At 63.9% G+C, this 24,719-nt stretch carries 26 protein-coding genes and 1 pseudogene; 14 read left to right on the forward strand and 13 right to left on the reverse strand.

From position 1 onward, the window contains the following. Positions 1-394 (forward strand): annotated as a pseudogene (locus AC0QUY_RS34440) (hypothetical protein); the annotation flags it as partial. 102 nt (positions 395-496) lie between these two features. On the opposite strand, the gene AC0QUY_RS34445 reads toward AC0QUY_RS34440, so the two are convergent. Next, on the reverse strand, positions 497-1,393 hold the full coding sequence (locus AC0QUY_RS34445; RefSeq protein ID WP_475390422.1) for a LysR family transcriptional regulator: 897 nt from the start codon (positions 1,391-1,393) through the stop codon (positions 497-499). Positions 1,394-1,486: 93 nt separating this feature from the next. Here AC0QUY_RS34445 and AC0QUY_RS34450 point away from each other — a divergent pair, with 93 nt between their 5' ends. Continuing rightward, entirely contained in the window at positions 1,487-1,726 is a 240-nt protein-coding gene (locus tag AC0QUY_RS34450; protein WP_475390423.1) for a hypothetical protein, read from the forward strand. Positions 1,727-1,860: 134 nt separating this feature from the next. Here the strand turns inward: AC0QUY_RS34450 and AC0QUY_RS34455 are convergent, their stop codons facing one another. Continuing rightward, positions 1,861-3,489: a fatty-acid--CoA ligase gene (locus tag AC0QUY_RS34455; RefSeq protein ID WP_161852601.1), complete on the reverse strand. Its 1,629-nt coding sequence runs from the start codon at positions 3,487-3,489 to the stop codon at positions 1,861-1,863. 86 nt (positions 3,490-3,575) lie between these two features. Here AC0QUY_RS34455 and AC0QUY_RS34460 point away from each other — a divergent pair, with 86 nt between their 5' ends. Beyond that, positions 3,576-4,676: an extensin family protein gene (locus AC0QUY_RS34460; protein ID WP_475390424.1), complete on the forward strand. Its 1,101-nt coding sequence runs from the start codon at positions 3,576-3,578 to the stop codon at positions 4,674-4,676. 24 nt (positions 4,677-4,700) lie between these two features. Here AC0QUY_RS34460 and AC0QUY_RS34465 read toward each other — a convergent pair whose 3' ends face one another. Next, on the reverse strand, positions 4,701-5,390 hold the full coding sequence (locus AC0QUY_RS34465; RefSeq protein ID WP_475390425.1) for a L,D-transpeptidase: 690 nt from the start codon (positions 5,388-5,390) through the stop codon (positions 4,701-4,703). Between the two features lie 416 nt (positions 5,391-5,806). Between AC0QUY_RS34465 and AC0QUY_RS34470 the strand changes: the two genes are divergently transcribed. Beyond that, entirely contained in the window at positions 5,807-6,784 is a 978-nt protein-coding gene (locus AC0QUY_RS34470) for a magnesium transporter CorA family protein (RefSeq protein WP_475390426.1), read from the forward strand. Positions 6,785-6,913: 129 nt separating this feature from the next. Next, on the forward strand, positions 6,914-7,132 hold the full coding sequence (locus tag AC0QUY_RS34475; protein ID WP_161852605.1) for a hypothetical protein: 219 nt from the start codon (positions 6,914-6,916) through the stop codon (positions 7,130-7,132). 202 nt (positions 7,133-7,334) lie between these two features. On the opposite strand, the gene AC0QUY_RS34480 is transcribed toward AC0QUY_RS34475, so the two are convergent. Together AC0QUY_RS34480 and pdxH are read right to left on the reverse strand one after the other, a co-directional pair. After that, positions 7,335-8,087, reverse strand: coding sequence for an SDR family NAD(P)-dependent oxidoreductase (locus tag AC0QUY_RS34480; protein WP_475390427.1), 753 nt, complete (start codon positions 8,085-8,087; stop codon positions 7,335-7,337). A gap of 40 nt (positions 8,088-8,127) precedes the next feature. Continuing rightward, a complete protein-coding gene (pdxH, locus tag AC0QUY_RS34485) occupies positions 8,128-8,769 on the reverse strand; it encodes a pyridoxamine 5'-phosphate oxidase (RefSeq protein WP_161852607.1) in 642 nt (213 codons plus the stop codon). 122 nt (positions 8,770-8,891) lie between these two features. Between pdxH and AC0QUY_RS34490 the strand changes: the two genes are divergently transcribed. After that, positions 8,892-9,293: an RT0821/Lpp0805 family surface protein gene (locus AC0QUY_RS34490; RefSeq protein WP_161852608.1), complete on the forward strand. Its 402-nt coding sequence runs from the start codon at positions 8,892-8,894 to the stop codon at positions 9,291-9,293. 151 nt (positions 9,294-9,444) lie between these two features. Beyond that, on the forward strand, positions 9,445-10,404 hold the full coding sequence (locus AC0QUY_RS34495) for a DnaJ C-terminal domain-containing protein (protein WP_161852609.1): 960 nt from the start codon (positions 9,445-9,447) through the stop codon (positions 10,402-10,404). A gap of 399 nt (positions 10,405-10,803) precedes the next feature. Here the strand turns inward: AC0QUY_RS34495 and AC0QUY_RS34500 are convergent, their stop codons facing one another. Together AC0QUY_RS34500 and AC0QUY_RS34505 are read right to left on the reverse strand one after the other, a co-directional pair. Then, on the reverse strand, positions 10,804-11,574 hold the full coding sequence (locus AC0QUY_RS34500) for an anti-sigma factor family protein (protein ID WP_475390428.1): 771 nt from the start codon (positions 11,572-11,574) through the stop codon (positions 10,804-10,806). A gap of 56 nt (positions 11,575-11,630) precedes the next feature. After that, on the reverse strand, positions 11,631-12,119 hold the full coding sequence (locus tag AC0QUY_RS34505) for an RNA polymerase sigma factor (protein ID WP_057840161.1): 489 nt from the start codon (positions 12,117-12,119) through the stop codon (positions 11,631-11,633). A 237-nt stretch (positions 12,120-12,356) separates the two neighbouring features. Between AC0QUY_RS34505 and AC0QUY_RS34510 the strand changes: the two genes are divergently transcribed. Together AC0QUY_RS34510 and aroC are read left to right on the forward strand one after the other, a co-directional pair. Further along, positions 12,357-12,956, forward strand: coding sequence for a histidine phosphatase family protein (locus AC0QUY_RS34510; RefSeq protein ID WP_475390430.1), 600 nt, complete (start codon positions 12,357-12,359; stop codon positions 12,954-12,956). 197 nt (positions 12,957-13,153) lie between these two features. Further along, a complete protein-coding gene (aroC, locus tag AC0QUY_RS34515) occupies positions 13,154-14,242 on the forward strand; it encodes a chorismate synthase (protein ID WP_475390432.1) in 1,089 nt (362 codons plus the stop codon). A 13-nt stretch (positions 14,243-14,255) separates the two neighbouring features. On the opposite strand, the gene AC0QUY_RS34520 is transcribed toward aroC, so the two are convergent. Continuing rightward, positions 14,256-15,950: a GMC family oxidoreductase gene (locus AC0QUY_RS34520; protein ID WP_475390434.1), complete on the reverse strand. Its 1,695-nt coding sequence runs from the start codon at positions 15,948-15,950 to the stop codon at positions 14,256-14,258. Positions 15,951-16,068: 118 nt separating this feature from the next. Here AC0QUY_RS34520 and AC0QUY_RS34525 point away from each other — a divergent pair, with 118 nt between their 5' ends. Then, positions 16,069-17,253, forward strand: a complete 1,185-nt coding sequence (locus AC0QUY_RS34525) for an adenylate/guanylate cyclase domain-containing protein (RefSeq protein WP_475390436.1) — start codon at positions 16,069-16,071, stop codon at positions 17,251-17,253. 27 nt (positions 17,254-17,280) lie between these two features. On the opposite strand, the gene AC0QUY_RS34530 is transcribed toward AC0QUY_RS34525, so the two are convergent. After that, positions 17,281-18,045, reverse strand: a complete 765-nt coding sequence (locus tag AC0QUY_RS34530) for a glutathione S-transferase family protein (protein WP_475390438.1) — start codon at positions 18,043-18,045, stop codon at positions 17,281-17,283. Between the two features lie 88 nt (positions 18,046-18,133). On the opposite strand from AC0QUY_RS34530, the gene AC0QUY_RS34535 reads away from it, so the two are divergent. Beyond that, the gene (locus tag AC0QUY_RS34535; protein ID WP_475390440.1) at positions 18,134-19,120 is read left to right on the forward strand and encodes a LysR family transcriptional regulator; all 987 of its coding nucleotides are present in this window, start codon (positions 18,134-18,136) and stop codon (positions 19,118-19,120) included. Here AC0QUY_RS34535 and clpS read toward each other — a convergent pair. Both clpS and AC0QUY_RS34545 read right to left on the reverse strand, forming a co-directional pair. Further along, on the reverse strand, positions 19,084-19,389 hold the full coding sequence (clpS, locus tag AC0QUY_RS34540) for an ATP-dependent Clp protease adapter ClpS (protein ID WP_475390442.1): 306 nt from the start codon (positions 19,387-19,389) through the stop codon (positions 19,084-19,086). The genes AC0QUY_RS34535 and clpS overlap by 37 nt on opposite strands. A 47-nt stretch (positions 19,390-19,436) precedes the next feature. Next, positions 19,437-20,753 (reverse strand): tetratricopeptide repeat protein, encoded by a 1,317-nt coding sequence (locus tag AC0QUY_RS34545; protein WP_475390445.1) that lies wholly within the window; start codon positions 20,751-20,753, stop codon positions 19,437-19,439. Between the two features lie 251 nt (positions 20,754-21,004). Between AC0QUY_RS34545 and AC0QUY_RS34550 the strand changes: the two genes are divergently transcribed. From AC0QUY_RS34550 to AC0QUY_RS34560, 3 genes are all read left to right on the forward strand, one after another. Continuing rightward, positions 21,005-21,862 carry a DUF1194 domain-containing protein gene (locus AC0QUY_RS34550; protein ID WP_161852619.1) on the forward strand — a complete coding sequence of 286 codons (858 nt, stop codon included), beginning with the start codon at positions 21,005-21,007 and terminating at the stop codon, positions 21,860-21,862. 21 nt (positions 21,863-21,883) lie between these two features. Continuing rightward, entirely contained in the window at positions 21,884-22,132 is a 249-nt protein-coding gene (locus AC0QUY_RS34555) for a hypothetical protein (RefSeq protein ID WP_475390447.1), read from the forward strand. Between the two features lie 106 nt (positions 22,133-22,238). Continuing rightward, entirely contained in the window at positions 22,239-22,703 is a 465-nt protein-coding gene (locus AC0QUY_RS34560) for a hypothetical protein (RefSeq protein ID WP_475390481.1), read from the forward strand. A gap of 20 nt (positions 22,704-22,723) precedes the next feature. Here AC0QUY_RS34560 and AC0QUY_RS34565 read toward each other — a convergent pair whose 3' ends face one another. Further along, a complete protein-coding gene (locus tag AC0QUY_RS34565) occupies positions 22,724-23,911 on the reverse strand; it encodes a class I SAM-dependent RNA methyltransferase (RefSeq protein ID WP_475390483.1) in 1,188 nt (395 codons plus the stop codon). Positions 23,912-23,963: 52 nt separating this feature from the next. Next, on the reverse strand, positions 23,964-24,719 hold the full coding sequence (locus AC0QUY_RS34570) for a TlyA family RNA methyltransferase (protein WP_475390449.1): 756 nt from the start codon (positions 24,717-24,719) through the stop codon (positions 23,964-23,966).

Genomic DNA, 24,719 nt, shown 5'->3' on the forward strand with positions numbered 1-24,719 from the left:
CGCCGTCGCCGCTCCGCCGCCGGTTGTCGCCCCGCCGCCGGTCGCCGTGGTCGCCGCCGCGCCGCCGGCGCTGCCGGTACCGGCTCAGCCGCAGGCAGAGGTAGTGCGCAGCCTCGATCCGAGGGAAGTCGCCGCATTGATCAGGCGTGGGCAGGATTTGCTCGCCAGCGGCGACGTGCAGTCGGCGCGGCTGTTCCTGATGCGCGGCGCGGAAGCACAGAATGCGCGCGCTGCGCTGCTCGTCGGCAACACCTACGATCCGGCGCCGCTCAGGCAACTCGGCGCCAGCGGCCTCGCCGACGTCGCGCAGGCCCGCATGTGGTATCAGCGGGCCAAGGAATGGGGCGAACCCGACGCGCAGCGACAGCTCGACGGACTCGCGTTCGCGCGCTGATTGGAGCGGGCGCGCCACGCGCGCCCGTCAATCGACCTTGCTGCTCACGCGACTGCGGCCGTTCTGATGGGCCGTTGTGCTCCGCCGCACGAGGCCGCGTTGTCACCGCCCACCGTCCATCTGCGAGACCATGAACTCGGTGAAGGCCTTCACGCGTGGCGTCCGGTGACGGCCGGACACCGTGACGACGTGAACCGGAAACGGCTCGCTCAGATGGGTATCCATCAATAGCGGCACCAGCGCGCCCTCCTGTAACGCGCGCGCGACCACGAAATCCGCCAGCCTTGCAACGCCGAGCCCCGCCACCGCCGCATCGAGCAGCAGATCGGCATTGTCGCTTGTAAGGGTGCCGGAGATGGCAAGCCGGTTGATACCTTCGCTGGTGTGGAACGGCCATTGGTTGAACTGCCCAAAGCCGGTCAGCGTCAGGCAATTGTGCTGCAACAGATCGGCGGGCACGCGCGGCGAGCCGTATTTCCTGAGATAATGCGGGCTGGCGCAGATCAGACGTCTGACGTCGTGAAGCTTGCGCGCCACGAGGGTCGAGTCGCCGAGCCATCCGGAGCGGATGGCGATATCCACCTGTTCGGCAACGAGATCGATTTGCCGGTCCGAAACCAGCAGCTCGACGGTGATATCAGGATAGCGGGCGAGGAAGAGCGGCAGCGCGGGACCGAGGATCTGCTTGGCGTAGGTCGTTCCGACGCTGATCCGCAAATGACCGCGCGGCGCCTGGCTTGCCGCCGTGACCTCGGCTTCTGCGGCTTCGATCGATGCGAGGATCTCGCGGCTGCGGGCGACGAACAGCTCCCCCTCGGCGGTCAAAACCAGACGGCGCGTGGTGCGCGTCAGCAGGCGGACCCCGAGCCGGCCCTCAATCCGGGTCACCATCTTGGACAGCGCAGAAGGCGTGATTCCGAGATCGCCGGCCGCCGCGGCGAAGCTGCCGCGTTCGATCACCCTCACAAAGGCATTCATTTCATCGGAGGTGCTATTCATGAATGAATTTCACGAATGAAGTGAAACTGTAAAATATTATCAACTTCATGGAAAGGAATAAATTTGAGCGATCGGATCATGGAGATCGGACAAATGTCAGCACAAGAGATTTGGAGCGGCGGCTCAAGGTGGCCCGGCAGCGGCGATGCCGTGCTGCGCCATCCCAACGGCAGCATCGATATCCGGGCCTATGCTGCGATCGCGCATCGCCAGCGCGCTGCGGCGCTGACGTCTTCGCTCTTGTCCGCCGTTCGGCCAATACGCGATGTCTGGGCTACCATCACGGTGCGCCGTGTGCATCGACGAGCCGCCACCGGGAAACTCCGTGGCTGATGTCGGGAGACGGGCGGCGCGGGCGCCGTTGCGTGAAGCTACCGAAAATTCCGAACGTTCAGACCGATATGCCGGCGTGCGATCTCACGCCGGCAGCTTGTCCGAGTCCTTCCCGGCACGGGAGGAAATTTGCTTCACGCCGCCGCGTTCGGGAAGCGGTAGCTCTTGAACTGCTCGCGCAGCGCCGTCTTCAAGATCTTGCCGGTCGCGGTGTGCGGAATGCCTTCGACGAAAGCGACGTCATCGGGCATCCACCATTTGGCGATCTTGCCATCCATGAATTTCAGGATGTCCTCGCGGCTCGCCTGCTGGCCTTGCTTGAGCTGGACGATCAGGAGCGGACGCTCGTCCCATTTGGGATGATAGACGCCGATCACGGCGGCTTCTGCGACCGCCGGATGGCCGACCGCCAGGTTTTCCAGGTCGATCGATGAGATCCATTCGCCGCCGGACTTGATGACGTCCTTGGAGCGGTCGGTGATCCGCATATAGCCGTGCTCGTCGATGGTCGCGACGTCGCCGGTGTCGAAGAAGCCTTCCTCGTCGAGGATGTCGGTGTCGATCTTGAAATAGGCCTTGGCGACCGCGGGGCCGGCGACCTTGAGGCGGCCGAAAGTCTTGCCGTCCCACGGCAGTTCCTTGCCGGCATCGTCGGTGATCTTCATCTCGACGCCGAACGGCGGATAGCCTTGCGTCTGCAGGATGTCGAGCCGCTCCTCGCCGCTGAGTTCGGCGAACGGCGGCTTGAGCGCGGCAACCGTGCCGATCGGGCTCATCTCGGTCATGCCCCAGGCGTGGCGAACGCGAACGCCCATGTCGACGAACGACTTGATCATCGAGCGCGGCATCGCCGAGCCGCCGCACACCACGCTCTTGAGGTGCGGCAGTTTCAGATTGCCGGCGGCCATATGATTGAGCAGCATCAGCCACACCGTCGGCACGCCGGCGGTGTGCGTGACCTTCTCGGTGTCGAGAAGCTCATAGACCGAAGCGCCGTCCAGCTTGGGGCCCGGCATCACGAGCTTGGTGCCCATCGACGGTGCGGAGAATGCGATGCCCCAGCTATTGGCATGGAACAACGGCACCACCGGCAGCATTGTCTCGGCGGCGCTTGTGCCGAGGGCATCGACATTGTTGGCCATCAGCCCGTGCAATACGTTCGACCGGTGCGAATACAACACGCCCTTCGGATCGCCCGTGGTGCCCGAGGTGTAGCACATCGCGGCCGCGGTATTTTCGTCAAAGTCCTTCCAGGCGAACTTGCCGTCGACCGCGCCGATCCAGTCCTCGTAGGCGACTGCGTTCTTCAGTGTGGTCTGCGGCATGTGCGCCTTGTCGGTCAGCACGACGTAGCGCTCGACGCTCGGCAGGTTGTCGGCGAGCTTTTCCAGGATCGGCACGAAGGTGATGTCGGTCATCACCACGCGGTCCTGCGCGTGGTTGATGATCCAGGCGATCTGGTCGGGAAACAGCCGCGGATTGACGGTGTGGCAGATCGCGCCGATTCCCATGATGCCGTACCAGCATTCGAGATGGCGCCAGGTATTCCAGGCGATGGTGGCGACGCGGTCACCGAGTTTGATGCCGTCGCGGTCGAGCCGTTGCGATACTTTCAGCGCGCGTGCATGAATTTCGGCGTAATTGGTGCGATGAATGGGACCTTCGACCGACCGCGTGACGACCTCTTGCGTACCGTGATACTTCGCCGCGTGTTCGATAATCCGGTGGCAAAGCAAAGGCCAGTCTTGCATCAATCCGAGCATACGCACGTCCCTCCGATGGTATTGTTTGTTGCCGCACGATCCGCCGATGATACGGCCAGATCGGTGGGTGGGTTCATGGAATTGACATGAACTTTACCGCGCGTAAAGCAAGCCGAAAATGGGCTATTGGCGCCTTTGGCCGCAGTGGAGCGGTAATGGTTACCGTTGCCGCGGCGGCGCTCCTGCTTGGCATGCCAAGCGAACCGGCGCAGGCCAGGAGAGCATCCCGTACGGTGTGGGACGACCTGTTCAGGGTGCCCCCGTCAAAACCGCGGGCGACGGCGCACCGCGGGGCAGCCGTGCCCTTGCCGAAGCCGCGTCCGGCCGATGCGCCGTCGGCCGAGCGCGACAAGCCGGACAAGGAGCAGCAGGCGTCTCCCCCGAACGGCAAGCCCGGCGAGCAGGCCGCGCCCGCGCCACAGCCGTCCGCGTGCCGGTTGGCGCTGACTGAGGCCGTCGCGATTGCTCCCAGCATCCCCGACATTCGGGGCGCCGGCGGCTGCGGGGGCGAGGATCTGGTGCGGCTGGAGGCGATCGTGCTGCCGGACAGCCGGCGGGTCTCGGTGAAGCCGGCGGCGATCCTGCGCTGTACCATGGCCTCCGCACTGGTCGACTGGATCCGCAAAGACATCGCGCCGCTGACGGAGCGTCTGGGTAGCGCGATCTCCGATATCGATAATTTCGATTCGTTCGAGTGCCGCGGCCGCAACCGCATTGTCGGCGCCAAACTCTCCGAACATGGCCGCGCCAACGCGCTCGACGTGCGTGGCTTCAAGCTCGCCGATGGCACCTTCATATCGCTGACCGACCGCACCGTGCCGCGGGGATTGCGCGAGACCGTGCTGCACTCCGCCTGCACGCGATTCTCGACCGTGCTCGGCCCGGGCTCGGACTGGTACCATGAGGACCATATCCATCTCGATCTGATGGAACGGCGCGGCAATTACCGGATCTGCCAATGGGACGTCTGGGAGCCGCTGCCGCAGAAAGCGCCGCTATTGCCGGCCGAGCGGCCCGAGGAAGCGCCGCCGCGCGAGGTCGCCGAAGACGCCAAACCGCATGCTGGCAAATCCGATGCCGGCAAATCCGATGCTGAAAAATCAGACGCTGAGAAGCCGGATGAGGCCGCGCCGCCACACAAGGAGAAGCCTGCAACGAAAAAGCGCCGGCAAAACCGGCGCTCTTGATCCGCGACTGCTGACGATGCCGGCTTATTGCGGCATCGGGCCGCTGGTGCCGCCACCCTGCAGCGCCATCTTGGAATTGTATGGCGAGTCACCCTGCTTGGGGTCGAGCACGACAACCACCGTACCGGTCTTCACACGGCTGTAGAGGTCGATGACGTCCTCGTTGGTCATGCGGATGCAGCCCGAGGAAATCGAGGCGCCGATATATTCCGGCTGGTTGGTGCCGTGGATGCGGAACAGCGTGTCGCGGTTGCCCTGGTAAAGGTAGAGCGCGCGGGCGCCGAGCGGATTGTCGACGCCGCCGGGCACCGAGGCAGGCAGGCCTTCGATGCGCTTGTGAATGTCGGCGGTCGGTGTCCATTTCGGCCATTCGGCCATGTTGCCGACCTTGGCGATGCCGGAGAACGCGAGCGCTTCCTCACCGACGGTGACGCCGTAGCGGATCGCCTTACCGCCGTCCTGGACCAGATAGAGGTAGTGGTTATCGGAATCCACGACGATGGTGCCGGGAAGTTCCTTGCGGTGATAATCCACAATGGCGCGGCGGAACGGCTCGGGCGGCGCCACGGCGGCATAGCGTGCCTTGGCAAGTTGCGCCTTGTCATTCGGCTTGAGGGTGGCTTCGGGGGCGGCTTGATAGGTGGTTGCCGGCATGCAACCAGACAACGCAAGGCCGGCGGCAAGCAGCCCCAGGATTACTTTCAGCGACGACATGGCACACTTCCAATCGAAAGTCTGGTGTTCGCGACGCCAATCCTGCGCCCCAAACGCGACGATTCCATTAATCCCATTATCCGCAATAAGCGGCAGATAAGCCAGCATTTGCACGCCCGTTCGGCGCTGCGGAAGGCCGGCTGTGGCTTTTGTGCCGCAAATTTTGCTAGTTCCGTCTGAATCCCGGGCAGGGGTGTTGCCGGCGGCGGATCACCGCCGCGTCAACGCCATCTGGACGCCATAAGCGCCACTCCGCTGCCATAAATATGGACCGGGCGGTCACTGCGCCGGTCATGAAGCGCTTGCCAGAATCGGGTTTAGTGGCGCTGGGTAGCCATGGCGGAGCGAAACGGGTACCCGGTTCGCGTCAGAAAGCGTCAAAACCACAGGCTGCCGCCCCCGTTCCGGAGTTGCTGATGTTTTCGGTGTTTGTTCCCTCGGGATCCAGCCTGAAGAAACACCCCGCGACCGACCCGGTGGCGTTACCGGACAATGCGGTCTGGATCGATCTGGTCAAGCCGACGATGGAGGAGGACCGCGCGGTCGAGCGGCTGGCCGGGATCGCGGTGCCGACCCGGGAGGACATGCAGGAGATCGAGATTTCCAGCCGGCTCTATATCGAGAACGGCGCCCGCTACATGACGGCGACGCTGATGTGCCAGTCCGACACCGATGCGCCGAAGACCACAGCGGTGACCTTCATCCTGGCCGGTCACCGCCTGGTCACCGTGCGCTACGATGAGCCGAAGCCGTTTGCCCTGGTCGAGCACAAGCTGGCGCGCTCATGCATGCCGGGGATATCGGGCGAGATGGTGCTGATGGAACTGCTCGACGCGGTGATCGACCGCTGCGCCGACATTCTGGAGCGCGCCGGCGCCGAGGTCGACCAGGTCTCGCACGACATCTTCGAGCCAGAAAGCGCGCGCCATGGCCAGGCAAAGCGGTACTCGCAGATCCTGATCGCGATCGGGCGCAAGGGGGACCTGGTCTCGAAGATCCGGGAGAGCCTGGTCTCGATCGGCCGCGTCGTCACCTTCCTGTCGGCGGTGGTCGAAGGCGTCAAATGGTCCAAGGACATGCGCGAGCAGCTCAAGACCATGCAGCGCGACGTCGTTTCCCTGACCGACCACGCCTCCTATCTCTCCAACAAGATCACCTTCACGCTCGATGCCATGCTCGGCGTCGTCAATCTCGAGCAGAACAACATCATCAAGCTGTTCTCGGTGATGGCGGTGGTGCTGATGCCGCCGACCTTGATCGCCTCGATCTACGGCATGAATTTCAAGGCGATGCCGGAACTCGAATGGCCGCACGGCTATCCGATGGCGGTGCTCATGATGCTCATGGCAGCAGTGCTGCCGTACTTGTTCTTCAGATGGAAGAAGTGGCTGTGACGCAGCGGTTCCCTGCGGTTCCACACGTGCGAAGATCGGCTCAATCTCACCGCTAAAATTTGAGCGGTGGACTGAACGAATGGTCGAAACTTGTCTGCGATAAAGCGTCTCTCAAGCCGCGAGGATCCCATGGTTGAGAAACTCATAATGTCGCCACGCAACGTCATCGATCTGGCGCGCTATCAGCAAGGCCGGAGCGTTGGCAAGGCGCAGACGTTCTCGACGCGGCTTTGCCGGCACTGCGGCGCGGCGCTGGCGGACGGCGAGAACGAAGACGAATGTTCGAGCACGTTCAATCTTGCAGCGGCTGCTCCACGCGCGGCGCAGCGCAAGTTTTACGCGGAGTGAGCGTTGCTTCAGCAATCACCGACCTCGTCCTGAGGCGTGCGACGTTGCGCGCGTTTCGAAGGATGAACGGCACGATCGTGTAGTAGAATCGTAGGGTGGGGGAGGGCGCACTTGCGCCGTGCCCACCATTTCAATCCGCTGACAGAAATGGTGGGCACGCTGCGCTTTGCCCACCCTACGAGATCTTGGATCACGTCACGGACTAAACGTGCTGGCCGCCGTTGATGTGAATCTCGGCGCCGTTCACATACGAACTGGTTTCCGTGCATAGCACATAGATGATCTTCGCCACTTCGTCCGGCGTGCCGAGCCGATGCATCGGAATCTGCTGCTCGACGATCTTCTCGGTGCCCGGTGACAGGATCGAGGTGTCGATCTCGCCCGGCGCGATCGAGTTGACGCGGACGCCGACGCGGCCAAAGTCGGAGGCCATTTCCCGTGTGAGTGAAGCAAGTGCCGCCTTCGAGGTCGCATATGCAACGCCTGCGAACGGGTGCACGCGCGAGCCCGCGATCGAGGTGACGTTCACCACCGCGCCTTTGGCATGCTTCAATTCCTCGATCAGGCCGCGCGCCATCATGATCGGCGCAAAGAAGTTGACGCGAAAAACATGGCTCCAGGTTTCGATATCGGTGTCCATGGTGCCGAGCCGCCCGCCGTCCGGCGCCTTGGGCGAGATCGCGGCGTTGTTGACCAGCGCATGCAGCTCGTCGTTCTCCAGCCGCCTTCGGATCTCGGAGATCGCGCGCGTGGTGTCGGCGTGGTCGGCAAGGTCGACCTCGATGTGATCTTCCGGGCCTGCGCCCCACGGGCAGACTTCCGGAAAGGCGTGCCGCGAGCAGGTGATGACGCGCCAGCCGGCCGAGGAGAAGCGGATCGCGGTGGCGTGGCCGATGCCGCGGCTGGCACCGGTCAGAAGCAGCGTGCGCCGTGGCGCATTGGATGAAGCAGGCATACAGGTCTTTCAACTTTGAACGTCGTCGCGTGCGTTGGCGTCAGGGATAGAGCCGCACCTTGCTCCAGGCTTGTGACGGCGCATCGCGGCGGAATTCGATGCGGTCGTGCAGGCGGAACGGGCGGTCGTGCCAGAATTCGAAGCGGGAAGGCGTAATGCGCCAGCCGCTCCAGCCCGGCGGGCGCGGCACGTCGCCGATCATGTATTTGGCGGCAACCAGCGCGATCGCCTGCTCGAAGGCAAAGCGGCTCTCCAGTGGCTGCGACTGCTTGCTGGCCCAAGCGCCGAGTTGCGCCTGTTTCGGCCGTGTGGCGAAATAGGCATCGGCCTCCTCATCCGTTACCGGCGACACGTTGCCGCGGATGCGCACCTGACGGCGCAGCGACTTCCAGTGAAATAGTAAAGCAGCCTTAGGATTTGCGGCGAGTTCGCGGCCTTTCTGACTGGCGATGTGGCTGTAGAACACGAAACCATCGGCATCATAGCCCTTCATCAGTACCATCCGGACATCGGGCAGCCCGTCCGCATCGACGGTCGCCAGCGCCATCGCGTTGGGATCGTTCGGCTCGGACTTCACGGCTTCCGCAAACCATTCGGCGAACAGCGCAAACGGTTCCTCGGCTGCGGTAAAATCACCCGATGTTAACGGTGTCGGGTGTTTGATGGAGGTCGTGTCCGTCATGTCAGGAGTCCCAGTTGCGTACCCTCGCGTCTCAGAGCGCGTTGCAGCCCCGATACGGGCTCGCCCTATATAGGGCATGGGGACGCGTTGGCCTATCGGCGATCGGGCCGCGAGGCGCTGTGATGACGTTGATTTTGATCGGCCTCGGCTCCGGCGGCTGCAGCCTGTCACGCCCCGATTCCTACGCCAAGATGAATGCCGCCGACGTCACGGGCTCGCTCGGCAAGCAAGCGGCCACGGCGCCGACCGAGAGCGATCTCGCCTTTGCCCGCACCGCCGCTTCCGACGTGCTGACCAAAGGCGACAAGGATTCCAGCCAGTCCTGGGAAAATCCGGAGACCGGTGCGCGCGGCTCGGTGACGCCGCTGTCGCAAGCCTATTCGGCGGAAGACGGGCGCACCTGCCGGGATTTCCTGGCAAGTTACGTCAACGGCCGCGCGGAGAGCTGGCTGCAGGGAGCCGCCTGCAAGGCTGGTCAGGGCCGGTGGGAAATCCATACGATCAAGCCCTGGACGAGGGGATAGCGCTTCAGGTGTTTTTGAGCGACGCTATTGAGTGATCTGATTGAGTGGCTTGGGGTAGTTGCAAAAATGCAACTGGCTCCCCAGATGAAGCCAAGGCGGGCGAATTGCCCTAAGCTTTGAAAATCGAATTCCCGAGAAGGAGACGTGACGGATGCGCGACCCCTATGAGGTCTTGGGGGTGCCGCGGGGCGCCAGCGCTGCGGCGATCAAGAGTGCCTATCGCAAGCTCGCCAAGAAGCATCACCCCGACAACAACAAGAACGATCCGAAGGCGGCTGCGCGCTTCTCCGAGATCAACTCCGCCAACGAGATCATCGGCGACGAGGACAAGCGCAAGCAGTTCGATCGCGGCGAAATCGACGCTGAGGGCAAGCCGCGCTTTCAGGGCTTTCCCGGCGGCGGAGCAGGCGGCCGCGCGAGGGGACCGGGCGGCTTCGAATCCTACAGCTTCCGCACCGGTGGAGGTCCCGGCGGCGGGGGTGGCGCGGGTTTCGAGGACATCCTCAACAGCATGTTCGGCGGCGCGGCCAGGGGCGGACGTCCGGGCGGTGGCCGCGCCTTTGAATTCGACACCGGCGGGATCGGCCTCGATCTCGATCTGAACGTCGCCATGACAGTGTCGCTGGAAGAGTCGGTCAAGGGCGGGGAAAAGCGCGTCCGCCTGCCGACCGGCAAGGAGCTCAACGTCAGGATTCCCGCAGGCGTCACCGCCGGCCAGCAGATCCGGCTCAAGGGGCAGGGCGAGACCGCGCCGGGCCATCCGCCGGGCGATCTCCTGATCACGGTCAGCATCGCGCCGCACGCCTATTTCAAGGTCGACGGCAGTGACCTGCGCCTCGATTTGCCCATCACGCTCTATGAGGCGGTGCTCGGTGGCAAGGTTCGCGTGCCCACGCTCGGCAGCGCGGTGGAACTGTCGATCCCGAAAAACACCTCCAGCGGTCGCATCTTCCGCCTCAAGGGCAAAGGCCTGCCCAAGCCGGGGGGACCTGGGGACCTGTTCGTCACCACCCGAATTATTCTGCCCGACGGGAACGATAGCGAGCTTGAGGCATTGATGGAGAAGTGGCGCGATGGCCACCCCTACAACCCGCGCAGCGATTTCGGCTGATTCGGCCGGGTTCGCGGCGTCGATGGTGTGTGGAACAAAGCAGCGGGGCCCGAGCAGGCTTCCTGAAAAAGCGCGCTTATTTCCTGAAAACAAAAGGTTTTCCGGAAAAAGGGGCGGCCTCGAAAGGGGGACCAGCGCGGTACCAAACCCCGATCGAGGCCGCTTGCGCCGATCGGCGGATCGAGCGCCACTCATTTTCGCGTGATCACCCGGTGCATTAATGAGACCGGCCGGTGTTTTGATTCCAGATTTTCGATGTCAGAATTGGGACAAGGGGCCCGGTGTTGCCTATCCGCCGCTTTTCTTACCGGTAGCCCGGATGAAGCGAAGCGCAATCCGGGAACACCACATCCGGTCGCACTGATCCCCGGTTTCGCTGCGCTTCACCCGGGCTACGGGTTAGCTCTTCTTTTCCATCTGATCGTAGACCGCTTGGGCCACCTGGCTCAGCCGTCCCCGGTCGGCGCCGGTAGACACCACCGCATAAACGACGCCGTCATCGGCCCAGAACAGCGTGCTTTCCTTGCCTTCCGCCGCGAATCGCATCTGCGTCGCCTCGGCGGCAGATTTGGCGGTGTAGATCGTAAAACGTTCGCCCGAGGCGCTCTCGTACATCATGAAGGACGCCGGGCCGCCGGAACCTGGCAATAGCCGTCCGCCGACGAGCTTCAATCCAGCCCCCGTCAGTTCGGGCGCGCGCACGACCCAGCCGCAGCGCTTGGTCAGCCACTGCTGCAGATGACTGCGCTCGCTGCCCGGCACCTCGACGGGATGCCGCACTTCCACGACGTAAAGCCGGTGCGCTTCGATCGCATGCACCGTAAAATTCTGCAGAGACGACGGTGCGGCCGTCGCGCCGCGCGCGAGCCAGCCAACGCCGCCGCCGACGATGAATGCCGCCAGCGTCGCCGCGACCGCGCCGTACACCCATTTGCGCGGCTGTCGCACCAGCCGCTCGATCTCGAGCCGCTTCGGCACCGCCTCGTCGATGACGGAATCGTATCTGGAATGCAGTGCTTCCGCCATCGCGCGCCACGACTGCACCCGCGCGGCATCGTCGGGATGCGAAGCGAGCCACGCCTCGACGTCGCCGCGGCGTTCCGCCGGCAGCTCGTTGTCGACGTAAGCATGCAGCTCGTCTTCGGTGACGGGAATGTTGCGATCGGTCATTGTCGTCGTCTCTGCCTGATCCTGCTCTGTCTATCCATCGTGCGTTTCATGCGTCTTCACTTCACCCGCCGCAGCGCCGTGCGCTCGCCCTCCAGCGAAGCTTTGACATGGGCGCGGGCGCGGGCAAGCCGGGACATTACGGTGCCGATCGGCACGCCCTGGATGTCGGCGACCTCGCGGTAGCTCAGTCCTTCCAGCATCACCAGCAGCAGGACCGAGCGCTGCTCTTCCACAAGCGTCGACAGTGCGCGCGCGATGTCGCGGCCTTCCGCCTCGGTGCCGCTGGCGTCGGGGTTGTTGTCCAGCAGCGGCATGAACTGCGGCCGCCGCGCCAGCGACCGTCGCCGGTTCTTGTTCAGGTTGGTCAGGATCGTATAGAGCCAGCTTCTGACGTCGCCGCCAAGAAACAGCCGTTCCGAACGCAACGCACGCACCAGCGTATCCTGCACCAGATCGTCGGCGATGTCGGCGTCGCGCGCCAGCGCTCGCGCATAACGGCGGAGCGCCGGAATCATGGCCTCGACACTTTGACGAAACGCGCTCATCGGCACCAGATTGCAAAAGTCATGAGGCGCGAACGCCTTACCCAACATAACACCCGATTGACGTATCTATTCCAGCCCTTGAGGCGCGTGGCAAACAGCCTTAACCCGGGAGGCGATTTGGGCTCGACCGCGCCGGAGTGCTGATGTACCCCCAAAGCTCGTCGCCGGCATGAAGCGCCCCGACGCGCCCGACCTCTCGCTCTCCAGTTCGCCAGCGAAGAATAGCCTGATAGTCCGATGCCTGCGCCCGTGATCTACTACATCCGCCATGGCGAGACGTCGTGGAACGCTGAAGGCAGGCTGCAGGGCACGCAGGACATTGCGCTGAACGAACTCGGCCGCAGGCAGGCGGAGCATGCCGGGAATGTGCTGGCCGATCTGTTCGCGCGCGAGGGCCGCGACAAGTCCGCGCTGCCGTTCGTTGCAAGCCCGCTTGGCCGGGCGCGGGCGACGATGGAATTGGTGCGCAGCGCGCTGAAGCTTCCCAGGGACGGATATGCGCTCGACGATCGCCTGCGCGAGATCGGCTACGGCGTCTGGGAGGGCTCGACGCTCGCCGAGATGCAGGCGTCCGATCCCGTGCTGTATGCCAAGCGGCTGACGGCGAAATGGACGATGGCGCTGGAAGGCGGCGAGACCTATGCCGACGTGCAGCTTCGGATGCGCGACTGGTACGATTCCTTGCGCGCCGACACCGTCGCCGTGGCCCATGGCGGCACCGCGCGGGCGCTGATGGTGGCGCTCGGCATCGAGACGCCACAGAGCGCAGCCGACCTCCTGATCGAGCAGGGCGCCGTGTACGTGTTCCGAGACGGGGGACTTAAGAAGTATAGTTAACTCCTTCTCCGTCATGCCCGGGCTTGTCCCGGGCATCCACGTCTTCCTTCGAATACGCGGCCAAGCAAGACGTGGATGGCCGGGACAAGCCCGGCCATGACGGGGTGAGAGGTGATTTGACCAGCCCTCTCCACCGCGTTACGAAACGTTGACAAACAACATTAGCGCTGAATGTCGGCAAGCGAATTCAAGGCACCATGTCCCACAACACCTTCGGCCACCTCTTCCGCGTCACGACCTTTGGCGAAAGCCACGGGATCGCGATCGGCTGCGTGGTCGACGGCTGCCCGCCACTGATCCCGCTGACCAATGAGGACATCCAGCAAGATCTCGACCGCCGCCGCCCGGGACAATCGCGCTTCACCACCCAGCGCCAGGAGCCGGACGCGGTCAAAATCCTGTCCGGGGTGATGGCGCATCCCGAAACCGGCGTGCAGGTGACGACGGGAACGCCGATCGCGCTTCTGATCGAGAACACCGATCAGCGCTCCAAGGACTATTCCGAGATCAAGGACAAGTTTCGCCCGGGCCATGCCGACTTCACCTATGAGGCCAAATACGGCCTGCGCGACTATCGCGGCGGCGGCCGTTCGTCGGCGCGCGAGACCGCAACGCGCGTCGCGGCTGGCGCCATCGCGCGAAAGATCCTGCGTGACGTGAAGGTACGCGGTGCGCTGGTGCAGATGGGCCCGCACAAGATCGATCGCGACAAGTGGGACTGGGACGAGATCGCGCGCAACCCGTTCTTCTGCCCGGACAAAGACAGCGCGGCGTTCTACGAGACATATCTCGACGGCATCCGCAAGAGCGGCTCCTCGATTGGCGCCGTCATCGAAGTGGTCGCCGAAGGCGTGCCGGCCGGATGGGGCGCGCCGATATATGCCAAGCTCGATGGTGAGCTGGCTGCCGCGATGATGAGCATCAATGCGGTGAAGGGCGTCGAGATCGGGGCGGGCTTTGGCGCCGCCGAATTGTCGGGCGAGGAAAACGCCGACGAGATGCGCACCGGCAATGACGGCACGCGCTTCCTGTCCAACAATGCCGGCGGTGTGCTCGGCGGCATCTCCACCGGCCAGCCGGTGGTGGTGCGCTTTGCGGTGAAGCCGACCTCGTCGATCCTGTCGCCGCGCAAGACGGTGGATCGCGCCGGCGCCGACACCGACATCATGACCAAGGGCCGCCACGACCCCTGCGTCGGCATCCGCGCCGTGCCGGTGGGCGAGGCGATGATGGCCTGCGTGCTGGCCGATCACTTCCTGCGCCATCGCGGGCAGGTTGGCGGGTAGGGCCCGGCTTCTCTCACTGCATGGCGTCTGCGATCTTTTCCGCCGACATCAGGACCGGAAAATTGGTGTTGGCGCACGGCACCACCGGGAAGATCGACGCGTCGATCACGCGCAAACCGTGCACGCCCTTGACGCGGCCTTGGGTGTCGACGACCGCCATCGGATCGTCCGCCGCGCCCATCCGGCATGAGCAGGAGGCATGCCAGACGCCGATCGCCGCCTTGCGCACGAAGGCTTCGAGTGCTTCGTCGTCGCTCATCACCTGCTCGAACGTAAAGCCTTCGACGATGAAGTTGTCGATCATGTAGTGGCGCAGCGCCGCCGGTCCGTCCATCAGGGCAGCGGCAATGGCGGTGAGGATCTTGTTCTTGGTGTTGACCACGCCGATCTTGCGCACGCGATCGGAATACGAAGCCGGGAACGGCTTGTCGGTGACTGCCTTGAGCGGCGCGCTCATCTGCAGCGCCGCCATCTTGCGGAAGCCGCTCATGAGACGATCGAGGTCGCGCCTGTCGGACAACAGGTTGAACTCGACAATGGGTTCTATTCGCGGGTCGCGCGAGGCGAGCTTTACCTGCCCGGTCTCCGAATAGGTCTTGTTGACGAAGGTGAGCAGCGAGGCGATCTGCTCGCCGACCGAATGCCAGGCCGACTTGGTGAGAACGGCGACGAACATGTCGCCGGCGGGTGTGCCCGGAAGCCCCGAGGAGTAGCGCAGCCCCATCTGGATGTGGCGTCTGGTGTGCTCGTTCATGCGCGCGCCACGGCGGACAAAGGACGACAGCGCGATCGAGGGATGATCCATCAGGCGCTGACCGACGCCGGCGAGGCCCATCACGACCGGAATGCCCATCTCCTTCAGATGCCCGACCGGTCCGATGCCGGCGCGCAGGAGATGCGCGGGAGAATGTATGGCACCGCAGGAGAGAATGACCTCGCGCCCGCGGAACTCCTGTTCCCGGCCATCGACCAGCGCCTTCACGCCGACACATTGCGTGCCCTCGAACAATAACTCCTTGACCTCTGTGTTGGTCGAGATGGTCAGGTTGGCGCGCTTGCGGGTCTCGCGATCGAGATAGCCCATCGCAGCCGAGACACGTTGCTCGTTCTGGTTGGAGTGTGTCACCGGGAAGTAGCCGTCTGTGAACTCGCCGTTCTGGTCGGGCAGGAAGGCAAAGCCGGCGAGCTTGCAGGCCTCGCCCATCGCTTGCGAATGCCCTGTCCAATGCTCTCGCGGAATGCGGCGGATGGGGATACGGCCGTCCTTGCCGTGGAACGGCCCGTCGAAATCGAGATCGCGCTCGACCTTCTTGAAATAGGGCAGCACGTCCTTCCAGTTCCAGCCCGTGGCGCCGCGGGCCTCCCACTCCGCGTAATCGGTCGGCGCGCCGCGATTGGCCATCTGGCCGTTGATGGAGGACCCGCCACCGAGCACGCGCGCCTGCTCGTACTTGCGGAGCGGCGGTCGGCTCTCATCGGGATTGTTGTGGCTCACGACCTGGGTCGTGACCTTGAGTTCGGTCCAGTGGAAGCGCGGATCGAAATAGGCCAGCCCCGAATAGCTGTCGCGGATCTCGGGCGGCTCGTTGCCGGGCGGCGTGTCCTGACCTGCTTCGCAGAGCAGGACCTTGTTGGCGCTTTTGGCGGAGAGCCGGTGCGCCATGACCGAGCCCGCTGATCCTCCGCCGACGATGATGAAGTCGTACACTTCTGCGCTTCCTCTTGTTTTGCGCCGTCAAGCTAGCGCAGCTCTGTCGTCGGGTCACGTCCGGCTGTCGCAGGAGCGCGCTTGACGCCCGCTGCAGTTGCGCGGCAAATACGCCGCCATGAATATCGCAGAACTGCAGAAGCTGACCGACTGGCTGATTGACGGCGGGAGGTCGGCGACCAGCCCGACCCGGTTTATGGCCGAGTGCTGCGAACGGATGGTCGCAGCAGGGCTGCCGCTGTGGCGTGTCGGCGTCTTCGTCCGCACGCTGCATCCTGAGATCTACGGGCGCAATTTCATCTGGAAGCCCGGCGCCGAGGTCGAACTGGGCACGGTCGATTACCATATCCTGGAGTCACCGGATTTTCACAACAGCCCGCTGAAGATCGTTTTCCAGCAGGGGCTGGAAGTCCGGGCCCGCGTTGACGATCCCGCAAGCAAGCGCTTTCCGATCATCGACGATCTTCGCGCCGAAGACGCCACCGACTATATCGCGCTGCCGCTACCCTTCATCGGCGGTCCGGTGAACGCGTCGAGCTGGACCACCAAGCAGCCGGGCGGGTTCACGGATGAACAATTAGCGGCGCTACGGAGCCTCGTGAAACCGCTGGCGCGGGTGGTCGAGATTCTCAGTTTGAACCGCATGGCTGCTAGCCTTCTGGACACCTATGTCGGCAACAGCGCCGGCGAGCGGATCATGGGCGGCCAGATCAGGCGTGGCCACACTGAGACGATGAATGCCGCGATCTGGCTGTCCGACCTGCGCGGCTTCACGGCGCTGTCGGACCGGCTGCCGGCCGAGACCGTCGTCGAAATTCTGAACCAGTATTTCGATTGCCAGGTTGCCGCGATCAAGAACCATGGCGGTGACGTGCTGAAATATATGGGCGACGGCCTGCTCGCGGTGTTTCCGATCGATGAATATGTCGGCGACGAGCAGCAGGTCTGCTCGCATGTGTTGGAGGCCGCCCACGAATCCCGCGTCAGCGTCGCCAACCTGAACTACCCGATCGGCGACGCGGTCGAACGGTTTCGCTTCGGTGTCGCCCTGCATGTCGGACGAATCCTCTACGGCAATATCGGCGGCGGCAACCGGCTCGACTTCACCTGCATTGGACCGGCGGTGAATATGGCGGCGCGGCTGGAAAAGATCGCCAGCAAGCTCGGCCGCACGGTCGTGGCCTCGGAAGGATTTGCCGGCATCTGCCGGGGAGGCTGGAGCGATCTCGGCGAGTTTCCTGTCGCCGGTTTCTCCAAGGCCGCACGCGTATACGGCCTGGTCGACGAAAAATCGGCGGCCTAATCGGCGCGCTGCGCGGTCGGCGCGGCCCTATCCCGGAAATGCCGCGCGGCCTGCAGCGATTTCGCCGGCAAACCATTGGTGGAATCCGCGCGATATCAGCCACTCCATCCGGTCTCCGCTCCAGAACAGCCGCTTGCGCTCATGGGTGAGATGCTTCAACTCCTTCAGAAACGCGGCGGTGCGCTGCGTGTCGGCGATGAAGACGGGATGGGTCCGCATCGCCCGAAACCAATTGCCGACGACGGGAAAGCGCTGGAGGTCGATGGCGAGGCCAAACGTGCGCAAGGCGGCGAGGTTGGCAAACCAGGCGCATTCGAGGACACCGGGCTCGCCGAACGGCCACGGCTTCGGACGCGACAGCAACATGCGCTCGAGCTGCTCGAACAGCTCGTCGATATCCTTTTGGGCCGCCGCCAGCAGGCCGGCGGGTGGCTCGTCCTCACGCTCGGCCCAGTGCCAGTACGAGCAGTCCACCACGATCGGGTCGAAGCGTTGATCGGCCAACCGCTCGAACGCGCGGGCGAGGACGCGTTCCTCGATCGCAGTGGGATAAAGAGGCTGTTCGGGATAGCGCCAATCCAAATATTGCAGGATGTCGCTTGAGTTCACGACGACGAGGTCTCCGTCGGTCAGCACGGGGACTTCCAGCCTCGGATTGAGTTTTCGCAATTGCTCGCGACGATCCGGCGTCAGCGCATCAACGAGATCGTAAGACAGCCCTTTCAGTTCAAGACCGATCGCGACCTTGCGGGCGAAGGTGCTGATCGGACTGCCGTAGAGACAGATGGTCATGGGGGTCTCCTCGGCGAGAGCTTGCCGAGGCGATCCGTCTATTGCAATTTGTTTTCGATAACTGAGATTATTCCATTACTTGGATTAATTGCGAGGCAGCCTGTCCCGTCATGTCTTCCCCGACCTGAGTTCGCGACAGCTCCAGGCCGTTCTCGCGCTCGCCAAGTATCGAAGTTTTGTCGCTGCGGCCAGCTCGTTGAAGATATCGCAGCCGGCACTAACGCGAACGATCAAGGTGATCGAGATCGAGTTGGGTGTGCCGCTGTTTTCCCGCAGCACCCGACAGGTCACGGTCACGGACGCCGGAAAAGAATTCGCTGCGCTAGCGGAACGGTTGCTCAATGATCTGAAGATCGGCGCCGAAAGCGTGAGGGAGTTGGCCGCTCATCCACGCGGACAGATCGTGGTCGCGAGCGTGGTTTCGCTTGCAGGCGCCGTGCTTCCAGGCCTGATTGCGGACTACAGCCGAAGGTTCCCCGGCATTGAACTTCACCTGCGCGAGGGACTGCACAACATGGTGATGGACGAGATACGCAACGGACTTGCCGACTTCGGCATCGGCTATGTCGACGATGTGCCGCGATCATTCGTGACCGAAGACCTTGGCGTCGAAACCTTCCATCTTGTCATGCGGCGGGATCATGGGTTGGCGCGCCGCACGAGGATCGCCTTGCCGGCGCTGGCGGACGTTCCGCTTGTCTCGTTTCCCGTGGAGTCCCGCACCCGGCACATCGTCGACCGCGCGGCGGCGACCGCGGGACTTTCATTCCACTATGTGACGACGACGAACCGTTTGCCGACACTCCATGGACTGGTCCGCAATCGGGTAGGGCTCGCCGTCGTCCCGAGGAGCGAGCGCCCGTTACCCGATGATCCGGACCTCACCTCATCGTCGTTGGCCGGGCACGGCCTGTCGTGCCGCGTCGGGATCATGCGGCTGCGGGATCGCGAATTGACGGCGGCCGCCGCCCAATTTCTGGACGTCGTTCGAAACTGGTGGCGGGCTTCCCGGCATGGCCCCGGCGGGAGAAATCGGCGTTACTCCTCCGGCTCGGTCGTGAACAGCAGCGGATAGCCCTTGGCGCGACCGGCGTCGGTGGCGCGGGTGGCCTTGGTCTCGGCGACGTCCCTGGTGAATACGGCGACCACGCAGACGCCGCGCCGGTGCGCGGTTATCATCACCTTGTGGGCCTGGTCCTCGCTCATGCGGAACTCGGCCTTGAGCACCGTGACGACGAATTCGCGCGGCGTGTAATCGTCGTTGATCAGGATGACCTTGTGCAGCCGCGGCCGTTCGACCTTGGTTTTGGCTTTGGTCTTTGGCCTGACAACGGTATCTGCCATTTCCAGCTAAGTCCCGAAGTGAGCGAACTCAGACGGGCCGGCAGCGCTCAGTTGGCGCGGCAATCCGCCAGGCGCTGCGCCATGGTCTGATCGCCGCGGCTGACGGCCGTCTCGATCAGTTTACAGGCTCCGGGCCGGTCCTGAAACTGGGCGTTTGCCGAGAGTTTCAGCTCGATCAGGGCGGCCAGCGCGCCGGGCTCGCCGAGTTCCGCGGCCTCCACCGCGTAATAGAGCGTTCCCTTGGGATGGCTCACATGCACATGCGGATATTCAGCAAGCAGCCGCACCACCTGCATCCTTGCGTCGAAATCCCATGTGCTGGCGCGGTCGATCAGATTGACCGCCTCCTGGACGTCGCGCGGCAGCAGCTTGCCCTCGAGGGTGAGTTGCCCGAGCATCCCTTTGGCCATCCAGCTATCCCGTGTGCCTTTCAGCAACGACAATGCGCGCTTCGGGTCGGCCGGGCCGCCTTCGCCCGCGATCAGCATTTCTGCGAGCGGGACGATGGCGCCGCCAGGATCTGGGTGGCGGGCTTCTTCGAGCAGCGTGCGGGCGCGCGCCGGATCTTCTCTACGGATCGCCAGCGCCAATTCCCTCTTCGCGCCGTATTGGTAGTGCCCGGGCGCGTTCAGCCTTTCCAGAATGTCGAGGCCGCGAGCCCGCTCGTCTGGCTTGTCCGACGTGGCCAGCAGGCTGCCGAGCATCACAAGCAAACCGCCCTTGTTGGCTTCCTTTGCCGGATTCTCGACCGCGCGCTCCGCCCAGTATCGCGCCGCGGCAGGATCGCGTTTCACGGTGGTGCCGCGATTGAGCAGCGCCGCCAGCGTGGAAGTGGCGGCGGGATGGCCGAACTCGGCCGCCCTTCGCAGCGCCTGATCCGCCTCGGCGCGGGTGACTAGCGGGATCTTGTCGAGGTCGCCGCGATCCCACGATCGATGGTGCTCGTAGAGCTGGAAGTAGGCCTCGGCACTGCCCTGCGATGCCGCCTCGCGCAGCATGGCAACTGCCTCTGTCTTCTTCTCGTAGGGCAGGTTGCGCGCATACGCGGCCTTGAGGTCTGCGTTCGCCGGGTTGGCCTCGAACGCCATCTTGCAGGCGTCGTGCCGCAGGTCCCAGCGCCGGCGCTTGGCATCGTAGTCCATATACTCCCTCGGCTCTTCAAAGAGCTGCTGGCATAGTTCAATGGCGTTCTGCGGCGTCAGCACCGGTTCCGGTTGCGCCACTTTGGGCTGATCGGGGCCCGAAAACACCAGCGGCAGCGACAACACCGCCAGGACGAGAGCTACAAAAATCCCGGCCCAGAGCACGATCGTGCGCGTTGCCGGGGGGCTGTCATTTGCTGAAATTTTCGGGGGCGTAACCATGTCCGTGCCGCTAGCGGCCGCTTGCTAGCCGCGCCCCTTCTGTCGCGCCGAGCGCGAGATTTGTTCAAATAGCGGTATCGAGAGCCTGATTCTCTGGCAACTGACACGAGGAACCGTAGCTGAATCCGGCAGCGTTGACCGGACCGCCTGAATGTTCGGCACTAACCCGAATGTGAAGGACAAATGATTTCAGCGCTTTGCGTCCGCCGTTTTGCATGTCACCATCACTGTCGTTCGACGGGAGGGCCGCAATGCGCTGGTATGTCTCGATCGGGGTCGTGCTTGTAGCCGGCGCACTCGCCGGCGGAGATGTGGCGAGTTTTGCCGCGCCGAATCCTGCGAGCCGGCCGGGCCAGCAACTGAACGCCGCCAACAAGGACGCCAATCCGACCGTCGATGTGGAACTCGTCCTTGCCGTCGACGTCTCCTATTCGATGGACCTGGATGAACTCGCGCTGCAGCGCGAAGGCTACGCGCAGGCGATCGTCTCCAAGGAGTTCCTGCAGGCGCTGAAGAGCGGGCCGAACGGCAGGATCGCGATCACCTATTTCGAATGGGCGGCCTCCACCGACCAGAAGATCATCATCCCCTGGCGAGTGATCGACGGGCCGGAGACGGCAGATGCCGTCGCCAACGAGATCGTCAAGACCCCGATCCGCCGCGCCTCGCGCACCTCGATCTCGGGCGCGATCAATTTCGCCATGCCGCTGTTCGAGGAGAACCCGCACCGCGGCCTGCGGCGGGTGATCGATATTTCCGGCGATGGCCCGAACAACAACGGCATGCCGGTGACAGTCGCCCGCGATGCCGCGATCGAGAAGGGCGTCATCATCAACGGCCTGCCGATCATGGTGAAGGAGCCGTCCTACTCCACCATGGATATCGACAATCTCGATTTCTATTACGAGGACTGCGTCATCGGCGGCCCCGGCTCCTTCGTGGTGACGATCAAGGAACGCGACAAGTTCAAGGAGGCTATCCGCACCAAGCTGCTGCTGGAAATCGCCGGCCGAACGCCCGAACGCCCGGTGGTGCCGGCCGCCGGCCGGGAGCCGCGCGTCAATTGCATGATCGGGGAAAAAATCTGGCAGGACCGGTGGGGACGGTAACCGGCATCACTTCTGGTGCGCATGTCCTATACCCTCGGCATGATGCAGTCAGGCGTCGTGCGCGTTACCCCTGGACTGAGAAACGATCGTCCGCGGGTATTCGAATATGTTCCGGCAGGCTCAATCGCCCTTGCTGCGGCGTTGGTGCCGATCCAGGCGCAGCCGCTGCGCTCTCATGCGCTTGATGCCCTCATCCCATGCTCCGGGGTGGCGGATAGACGGGTGATCCATCCCAAGATCTGCGATGCCGGACAGCGCATCTTGATCTAGGTCAATATCTCCGAACCGATGGTGCCGAACGATGCGTCGCTTGCCGCAGGTCTGGGCATTGACCCGCCTGGTGCGCATCACGTCTATCGACACCAGTGTAGGGCACATGAGATTTCCCGTCTGGATGCTGGCCGCAATGCTATCGCTGACGGGTGCAGGCCCAGGTCACGCAAAGGTCAGGATCGCGAATGATCGGGGCGGAATTATCGAGCGTTACATAGATCGATACAAGCAATTGAGGGCTTCGCGGCAATCGGTGATCATCGACGGCCTTTGTGCCTCGGCCTGCACGATCGTCCTTTCGGAGATTCCTCACGACAGGATCTGTGTGACTTCAAAAGCCAGGCTGGGCTTCCACGCGGCTTGGGATTTCGGTCTGCGCGGTCGCGCGGTCACGAATCGGGGCGCGACGCGATGGCTCTATTCGATGTATCCCTTGCCTGTCCGGCACTGGATCGCCGGTCGCGGTGGTCTGACACCGCGCACGATCTTTCTGCAAGGCCGGCAACTGGAAGAGATGTATCGCCCTTGCGACCTCAATGCGTCAGCCGCCCTCGAAACGCGCAGATAATCGTCCTGGAGAGGAGGCCGTCAGCGCCTGAACCTCGCCACCAATTCCACATGCGGCGTGTGGCGGAACTGGTCGACCGGCGTGACGCCTTCGATTCGGTAGCCGCCATGGATCAGAATCTTCGCATCGCGCGCGAAGGTCGTGACGTTGCAGGACACCGCAACCACCGTCGGCACCTTGCTCGCCGCCAGCTGCGTCGCCTGCGCCTGCGCGCCCTGCCGTGGCGGGTCGAACACGACCGCGTCGAAGTCACGCAGCTCCTGCGGCATCAGCGGACGGCGGAACAGATCACGCGCCTCGGCCTTCACCGGCTTCAATCCCGAGGTTGACGTAGCACCTTTCTGCAGCGCCGCGACTGCGCCGGTATCGCTGTCGAGCGCGGTGACGCGCGACTTTGCCGCCAGCCGCAGCGCGAAGGGGCCGACGCCGCAGAACAGGTCGGCGATATGCTTGGCGCGCCTGCCATGCTCCGATACCAGCTCGGCCAGTGCCGCTTCGCCCGCCACCGTTGCCTGCAGGAACGAGCCAGGCGGCAGAGCGACCTGCGCGCTGCCCATCGAGACAACCGGCGGCATTCGCATCAGGACCAGTTCGCCATGGCGCGTCAGCCGCGCCAGCCGGTGCTGTCCGGCGATGCGCGACAGCCGCGCGATCATGGCTGACGATACCGGGCCGGAGCCGCGGACATCGATATCGAGCCCGCTATTGGTCGCCGTGATCTGGATGTCGAGCGGCTTGCCCATCGCGATCAGCGGCTCGGCGATGGCCCAGGCCGCCTCGATCGCACCGCCGAGCTGCGGGTCGAGGATCGGGCAGCGGTCGATCGGAATGATGTCGTGCGAACCCGCCGCGGCATAGCCGACCTTGAGCACGTCATGGGTGCCCATGCGCGCATGCAGGGTGATGCGCCTGCGGCCCGCGCCATGGGCGTCGATCAGCGGCGCGACGTCGCAATCGATGCCCGCCTGCGCCAGCGTCGTCACCACCAGCTCGCGCTTCCAGGCGCGATAGGCTTCGGCGTCCCAGTGCTGGATCGCGCAGCCGCCGCAGACGCCGAAATGCGGACAGAAAGGCGCGACGCGCTCCGGGCTTGCGGTTTCGACGTTGAGCAATCGGCGACGGTCGGGATGGTGGCCGGGCACCGGACCGACCTCCACCGTCTCGCCGCCCAGCGTGTAGGGAACGTAGATATTTCCGCCGCCCGACATGGCGACGCCGTCGCCCTGGTGGCCGACATGGTCAATGACAAGGCACTCGCTCTCAGCCACGGCGCGCGCCCATGAAGAATTCGATATTGCCGTCGCCGCCTTTGATCGACGACGGAAACACCTCGATGCCTGTGCAGCCGAGGGAAGCCGCAAATGCCGAGATATCGTCGCAGATTTCCTGATGCACCATCGCGTTGCGGATGATGCCGTGCTTGGAGTGCTTTCGCTCCGCCTCGAATTGCGGCTTGATCAGCGCGAGCAGTTGCGTGGGGGCCGCGGCGAGCTCCAGCGCCACCGGCAGCACGGCCTTCAGCGAAATGAAGCTGACGTCGATGACGACGACATCGGGCCGGGCGGGCAGGCGCTTGCCTTCGAATTGGCGGATATCGGTTTCTTCCATCGACACGACGTGCGGATGGATCCGCAGCGAGGGATGCAACTGACTGTGTCCGACATCGATGGCGAACACGAGGCTCGCGCCGTTCGCCAGCAGCACCTCGGTAAACCCGCCGGTGGAGGCGCCGACGTCGAGGCAGACATGGCCCTCGATATCGATCGGATATTGCTCCAGCGCGCCGGCGAGCTTGACGCCGCCGCGCGAGACCCAGGGGTGCGCGGGCTGCGCGCTCAATTCGGCATTGGCGGCGATGATTTCCGATGCCTTCAACACCGGCCGGCCATCGGCGGTTACGCCGCCGGCGTCGATCGCGGCGCGGGCGCGGGCGCGGCTTTCGAACAGGCCGCGCTCGACCAAAAGTACGTCCGCGCGCTTGCGGGCAGAAGTCTCGCTGTCGTTCTTGTCAGCCAA

It is taken from the genome of Bradyrhizobium sp. WYCCWR15520 (assembly GCF_056174665.1).

Coding starts and splice junctions, on each gene's coding strand:
- AC0QUY_RS34490 (WP_161852608.1), top strand. CDS start 8,892: ATGACGTTGATTTTGATCGGCCTCGGCTCCGGCGGCTGCAGCCTGTCA.
- AC0QUY_RS34460 (WP_475390424.1), top strand. CDS start 3,576: ATGAACTTTACCGCGCGTAAAGCAAGCCGAAAATGGGCTATTGGCGCC.
- AC0QUY_RS34500 (WP_475390428.1), bottom strand. CDS start 11,574: ATGACCGATCGCAACATTCCCGTCACCGAAGACGAGCTGCATGCTTAC.
- AC0QUY_RS34455 (WP_161852601.1), bottom strand. CDS start 3,489: ATGCTCGGATTGATGCAAGACTGGCCTTTGCTTTGCCACCGGATTATC.
- aroC (WP_475390432.1), top strand. CDS start 13,154: ATGTCCCACAACACCTTCGGCCACCTCTTCCGCGTCACGACCTTTGGC.
- AC0QUY_RS34480 (WP_475390427.1), bottom strand. CDS start 8,087: ATGCCTGCTTCATCCAATGCGCCACGGCGCACGCTGCTTCTGACCGGT.
- AC0QUY_RS34445 (WP_475390422.1), bottom strand. CDS start 1,393: ATGAATAGCACCTCCGATGAAATGAATGCCTTTGTGAGGGTGATCGAA.
- pdxH (WP_161852607.1), bottom strand. CDS start 8,769: ATGACGGACACGACCTCCATCAAACACCCGACACCGTTAACATCGGGT.
- AC0QUY_RS34510 (WP_475390430.1), top strand. CDS start 12,357: ATGCCTGCGCCCGTGATCTACTACATCCGCCATGGCGAGACGTCGTGG.
- AC0QUY_RS34465 (WP_475390425.1), bottom strand. CDS start 5,390: ATGTCGTCGCTGAAAGTAATCCTGGGGCTGCTTGCCGCCGGCCTTGCG.
- AC0QUY_RS34555 (WP_475390447.1), top strand. CDS start 21,884: ATGTCCTATACCCTCGGCATGATGCAGTCAGGCGTCGTGCGCGTTACC.
- AC0QUY_RS34525 (WP_475390436.1), top strand. CDS start 16,069: ATGAATATCGCAGAACTGCAGAAGCTGACCGACTGGCTGATTGACGGC.
- AC0QUY_RS34545 (WP_475390445.1), bottom strand. CDS start 20,753: ATGGTTACGCCCCCGAAAATTTCAGCAAATGACAGCCCCCCGGCAACG.
- AC0QUY_RS34470 (WP_475390426.1), top strand. CDS start 5,807: ATGTTTTCGGTGTTTGTTCCCTCGGGATCCAGCCTGAAGAAACACCCC.
- AC0QUY_RS34565 (WP_475390483.1), bottom strand. CDS start 23,911: ATGTCGGGCGGCGGAAATATCTACGTTCCCTACACGCTGGGCGGCGAG.
- AC0QUY_RS34495 (WP_161852609.1), top strand. CDS start 9,445: ATGCGCGACCCCTATGAGGTCTTGGGGGTGCCGCGGGGCGCCAGCGCT.
- clpS (WP_475390442.1), bottom strand. CDS start 19,389: ATGGCAGATACCGTTGTCAGGCCAAAGACCAAAGCCAAAACCAAGGTC.
- AC0QUY_RS34475 (WP_161852605.1), top strand. CDS start 6,914: ATGGTTGAGAAACTCATAATGTCGCCACGCAACGTCATCGATCTGGCG.
- AC0QUY_RS34530 (WP_475390438.1), bottom strand. CDS start 18,045: ATGACCATCTGTCTCTACGGCAGTCCGATCAGCACCTTCGCCCGCAAG.
- AC0QUY_RS34505 (WP_057840161.1), bottom strand. CDS start 12,119: ATGAGCGCGTTTCGTCAAAGTGTCGAGGCCATGATTCCGGCGCTCCGC.
- AC0QUY_RS34560 (WP_475390481.1), top strand. CDS start 22,239: ATGAGATTTCCCGTCTGGATGCTGGCCGCAATGCTATCGCTGACGGGT.
- AC0QUY_RS34450 (WP_475390423.1), top strand. CDS start 1,487: ATGTCAGCACAAGAGATTTGGAGCGGCGGCTCAAGGTGGCCCGGCAGC.
- AC0QUY_RS34550 (WP_161852619.1), top strand. CDS start 21,005: ATGCGCTGGTATGTCTCGATCGGGGTCGTGCTTGTAGCCGGCGCACTC.